The organism is bacterium (assembly GCA_030654305.1).
Classification (GTDB): Bacteria; Krumholzibacteriota; Krumholzibacteriia; order LZORAL124-64-63; family LZORAL124-64-63; genus PNOJ01.
This window is the reverse complement of record JAURXS010000215.1, coordinates 1-4,878: the sequence shown is the minus strand read 5'-3', so window position 1 is coordinate 4,878 and position 4,878 is coordinate 1. Positions and strand designations below refer to the sequence as shown.

Sequence of the window (4,878 nt, the reverse complement as noted above, 5' to 3'; positions counted from 1 at the left end):
TCGTCTGCGCCGGGGCGGCCCCGGCGCTCATCAGGATCAGGACGGCGAGCGCCGCCACAGTCGTGCGATTCATGTCCGTCTCCTTCCGGCGCGCCGTGGCGCCGCTCAGATCCCCTGCTCGTAGGCGGTTTCGCCGTGGAGGGCGTCGTCCAGACCCTTCTGCTCCTCGACCTCGGTCGTGCGCACCGGCGTGACGCGGTTGATCACCGCGAGCATCAGCCAGGTGAAGCCGAAGGCGTAGACCGAGGAGCCGAGGATCGCGACGACCTGCTTCACGAAGAAGCCCGGGTTGCCGTAGAAGAGGCCGTTCTGGCCGCCCGCGTTCACGGCGGTGGTGCCGAGCAGGCCCAGCATGACGATGCCCAGGGCGCCGCCCACGCCGTGCACGCCCCAGACGTCCAGCGCGTCGTCCCAGCGCAGGCGGTTCTTCAGGCTCACAGCGCCGTAGCAGACGACGCCCGCCAGGATGCCGATCAGCATCGCGCTCGCCGGCGTGACGTAGCCCGCGCACGGGGTGATGGTGGCGAGGCCGGCCACCGCGCCGGTGAGCAGGCCCAGGAACTTGGGTTTGCGCTCGAAGATCCAGGCCAGCAGCATCCAGGTGGGGCCGGCGAAGGAGGCGGCGATGTCGGTGTTCAGGAAGGCGAGGCCGGTGATGCCGTCGACCTTCAGCTGGCTGCCGGCGTTGAAGCCGTACCAGCCGAACCACAGCAGGCCGGTGCCCAGCGCGACCAGCGGGATGCTGTGCGGCACGCTGTCGGCCACCTTGCGCCGGCCGACGTAGAGCACCGAGGCGAGCGCCGCCATGCCGGCGATGTTGTGCACCGCGATGCCGCCGGCGAAGTCCAGCACGCCCCACTTCGCGAGCAGGCCGCCGCCCCAGATCATGTGGACGAACGGGAAGTAGACCAGGAACAGCCAGGCGACCAGGAACATCAGGTAGGCGCCGAACCGGATGCGGTTGGCGAAGGCGCCCGTGATCAGGGCCGGCGTGATGATGGCGAACATCATCTGGTAGGCGATGAACACGTAGAGGGGGATGTGCCCCTCGCCGAAGGGCGTCAGCGGGCCCACGCCGCGCAGGAACGCCAGGTCCAGGTTGCCGATGATCCCGCCCGCGCCCCCGCTGAAGCACAGCGAGTAGCCGCACACGTACCAGATGATGGTCGTGATGCCCATCGACACGAAGCTCTGGATCATGATCGACAGCACGTTGCGGCGGCCGACCAGGCCGCCGTAGAAGAAGGCCAGGCCCGGCGTCATGAGCATGACCAGGCTGGTGGCGACCAGCATGAAGCCGGTGTGGCCGGAATCGAACGCCGACATCGCGATCCTCCCGCGTTGGGCCCCGCGGGCGCGCGGAAGGGCTCCGCACGCCGTGCCGCAAGGGTGCGGCGCGGCGCGGGGGCCCTCAATGGCGGCGAACCTGAATTCCGGGGTGGAAATCCCTTACCGCGGGCTCAGTCGAGCGGAGTCAATCCCTCGCGTATCGCGTACTTGGTGAGCTCGGCCACGCTGTGCAGGTCGAGCTTCTCCATGATCTGGCGGCGGTGGGTCTCGATCGTCTTGACGCTGACCGAGAGCCGGTCGCCGATCTCCTTCGTGGAGGCCCCCTCTGCGACCAGTTGCAGGACCTCCCGCTCGCGGGCGCTGAGCAGGGAGAAGGCCGAACGGTCCTCGCGCTGCAGGCCGGCCACGTACTCCTGCACGACGAGCTGGCGGACCGGCTCCGAGAGGTAGGTGCGGCCCTCGGCCACGGCCTGCAGGGCCCGGACGAGCTCGGCGAAGCCGGCGTCCTTGAGCACGTAGGCGGCGGCGCCCGCGCGCAGCGTCTCGGCCACGAAGCGGCGGTCGGCGTGCATCGAGAGCACGACCACGCGCGTCCGCGGCCGGTCCGCGAGGATGCGTCGGGTCGCCTCGAGGCCGTTGAGGCCGGGCATCGAGACGTCCATGATCACGACGTCCGGGGCCAGCCGGGCGCAGAGTTCGACGGCTTCCTGCCCGTCGCCGGCCTCGCCCGCGATCTCGAACCCGGGTGTCTGCGCCAACAGGGGGCGCAGCGCCTCGCGGAACATCCGGTGGTCGTCCACCAGCACGACGCGCAGGGTCATGGCCGGACCTCCGTCGGTGTCAGGGGGGCGCGCAGGACGATCGTCGCCCCGCGGCCGGGCGCCGACTCGGCCTCCAGGCCGCCGCCGAGGTGGCGCAGCCTCTCGCGGATGCTGAACAGCCCGAAGCCGCCAGGACCGTCCGCGGGGACCGCCTCGACCAGGCGCGCGGGATCGCAGCCGGCGCCGTCGTCGGACACCTCCAGGCGCAGGTCGTCGCCCTCGCGGCGAAGGTCGATCCGCACACGCCGCGGCCGGCCGTGGCGCACGGCGTTGGCCACCAGCTCGCGGGCGCACTGGAAGAGCATGACGGCCAGGTCCGTTCCCGGCGCTTGGGCGTCGCGCGCGACGCGCACGTCGACACGGATCCGGTGGCGCGCCTGCGCCTGTTCGCCCAGCCACTCCAGGGCGGGGCCCAGGCCCAGCTCGTGCAGGACGGGGGGGCTGAGCTCGCAGGTCAGCGTGCGGGTGTAGCGGATGGCCTGGTCGATGAGCGTCTCCAGCTCCTGCAGGCTCTGCTCGAAGCCGCAGAACACGGCGTCGCCGGCGAATTCGCCCAGGCGGAGCTTCACGAAGGCCAGGGCCTGGCCGAGGTGGTCGTGCAGGTCGGCGGCGATCGCCCGGCGCTCGCGGGCCTCGGCCAGCGAGAGTTCCGAGGCGAGCCGCCGCAGTTGGCGCTGGTGGAGTTCGATCTCGCGGCGGGCCCGTCGGTGCTCCTCGATCTCCGCCTTCAGGGCGGCGTTGCTGGCCTCGAGCTGCGCCGTGCGCTCGTGCACCTGGCGCTCGAGGCCGTCGCGCGCGTCGCGGAGCGCCTCGTCGGCCAGCTCGTGCTGCACGTGCAGGCGCAGCATGTCCGCCAGAGAGTCGATCAGGTCCCGCTCCTCGCGCAGGAAGGGGCCCTCGTCCGCGGCCGGGCGGGGCTCCAGGTAGCAGACCTCGAGCATGCCGGCGATCTCGCCGCCGTCGCGCGCGTCGCGGGCCGTGAAGGCGGCGCGCTGGAGCCACGGGGTATCGCGGAAACCGGTGGTGGCCCACTCGCGGCCCAGGGTCCGCAGACGGGCGGCCGTGATCGTCGGGTACTGCCAAGCCTCGGGTAGGATCGCCAGGACCTCGGCCATGAGGTCGTCGAGCGGCCGCTCGGCGTCCTGCAGGCAGCGGGCCGTGCGATGCAGGGCCGTGAGCTCCTTGACGCGTTCGCCGAGGCTGTGTCGGATGTGGTCGTCGTGCACCGGGCCGTCCTTCCGTGCGATCGCCGACTGAAGTGTGGCACTCCGATGTGGCAGCGCGCAAGGGCGCCGGCCGCAGCCAGCATGGAAAATGGATATCATCATCGCCATGCTCGCGGAGATCCCCCGTGGAAACGCCATCGCCGATCTGCTATCATCTAAACAATACGTTGATCTCATGCGAATTCGGATGTTTGCAGGGGGGCGTCATGAAGGTGGCTTGCATCGCCTGGGTTTTCGTTGCGCTGATCACGCTGAACGCGGCAACGGGCGGCGCCGAGATCTGGGGCGTCAAGTCCCACGACCCGGTCAGCGGCCCCCCTTCGACCCTGTTCCACTTCCCGGAGGACGGAGGGCAGCTGACGATCGTCGGCGTGGTGAATCGGGCGGGCACGGCCATCGATGTCGACGGTCTCACGGTGAACGCCGCGCAGCAACTTTTCGGATTCGAGATCGCCGGCGGTGCGGCCGGCTCGCGCCTGCTCTCGATCTCCATGGCAGATGCTTCTGCGACCATCATCGGTCCCTTCCTGGAGGGACGGGATATCCGGGGCGCCGCGATCACCGCGGGGGGGCTCTGCCTGGCGCTCGATGCGACGGCGGACGATCTGCTCACCATCGATCTCCAGACGGGCCTGGCGGTCGGCCCGGGGACCGCGCTGCTGCTGGACGGAGAGCCGTATGACGTGACGGACTTGTGCGACCTGACCGAAACCGGCTCGGGCGACCTGGTGTTCGCGTACTGGAACGAACTCTACCGGCTCGACGCTGCGACCGGCGAGCTGACCCTGCTGAACCGGGACATGGTGCCCGGCCCGGACGGCATCGACGTCGGGGCCGCCGGCCTGGCCTGGGCGCCTGCGTCGGCAGGCGGCGAGCGTCTCTTCGTCTATGACGTCCAGGTGGACGACGACATCTACGGCTACGATCCGGCTGGCGGGTACGCGCGCCAGGATGTCCACATCAACATCATCGCTACCTACAATGCCGGTCGCGGCGATCTCGCCTCGGCCCCTAGCTTCGTGGTCGGCGCCGGCAACGCGCAGCCCGCCGCCGCGGACCTGCGGCTGCTCGGCAACCACCCGAACCCGTTCAACCCCCGCACGACCGTTGTCTTCTCGCTGCGCGAGGCGGGCCCGGTGCGCCTGACCGTCTACGACCTGGCCGGCAGCAGCGTGCGCGAACTGGCCGCGGGGTGGTACGCGGCCGGCCGCCACGAGGTGGTCTGGGAGGGCCGCGACGATCTCGGCCGCGTTCTGCCTGCGGGCATCTACTCGTGCTGCGCGCGGTCCGCCGGCCGCTCGGCGTGGACCCGCATGACGCTTGTGAAGTAGCGGCCGCGGCCGCCGCTTCCGCGCGACGCGGCGAAAGCTTGCCGGCGATGCTCTTGACATCTCCGGCGAGAGTCGTATCATGGGACGGAACAGCGCCGATTTGAGTTCAGCTTGCGGGCGCTATACAAATCCAGCTAAAGCGAGAGGAAGCCCGCTTTGGCGCCATAGCTGAGCGGGCCGTTTTATTTGTATGGAGGCGCGCATGTTCAT

The 4,878-nt window shown here is 70.2% G+C and carries 4 protein-coding genes; 1 reads left to right on the top strand and 3 read right to left on the bottom strand.

Going from position 1 to position 4,878, the window contains the following annotated elements; genetic code table 11:
- Window positions 1-105 precede the first annotated feature (105 nt).
- From Q7W29_05825 to Q7W29_05815, 3 genes are all read right to left on the bottom strand, one after another.
- Window positions 106-1,326 carry an ammonium transporter gene (locus Q7W29_05825; GenBank protein MDO9171331.1) on the bottom strand — a complete coding sequence of 407 codons (1,221 nt, stop codon included), beginning with the start codon at window positions 1,324-1,326 and terminating at the stop codon, window positions 106-108.
- Window positions 1,327-1,460: 134 nt separating this feature from the next.
- A complete protein-coding gene (locus Q7W29_05820) occupies window positions 1,461-2,111 on the bottom strand; it encodes a response regulator transcription factor (GenBank protein ID MDO9171330.1) in 651 nt (216 codons plus the stop codon).
- A complete protein-coding gene (locus tag Q7W29_05815; protein ID MDO9171329.1) occupies window positions 2,108-3,337 on the bottom strand; it encodes an ATP-binding protein in 1,230 nt (409 codons plus the stop codon). Before Q7W29_05815 ends, Q7W29_05820 begins: the two co-directional genes overlap by 4 nt.
- Before the next feature lie 125 nt (window positions 3,338-3,462).
- Here Q7W29_05815 and Q7W29_05810 point away from each other — a divergent pair, with 125 nt between their 5' ends.
- Entirely contained in the window at window positions 3,463-4,668 is a 1,206-nt protein-coding gene (locus tag Q7W29_05810; GenBank protein ID MDO9171328.1) for a FlgD immunoglobulin-like domain containing protein, read from the top strand.
- The last annotated feature ends 210 nt before the right edge of the window (window positions 4,669-4,878 follow it).

Excerpts from the sequence above, each read along its gene's own strand:
- Q7W29_05825 (MDO9171331.1), bottom strand. The coding sequence starts at position 1,326 with ATGTCGGCGTTCGATTCCGGCCACACCGGCTTCATGCTGGTCGCCACC.
- Q7W29_05820 (MDO9171330.1), bottom strand. The coding sequence starts at position 2,111 with ATGACCCTGCGCGTCGTGCTGGTGGACGACCACCGGATGTTCCGCGAG.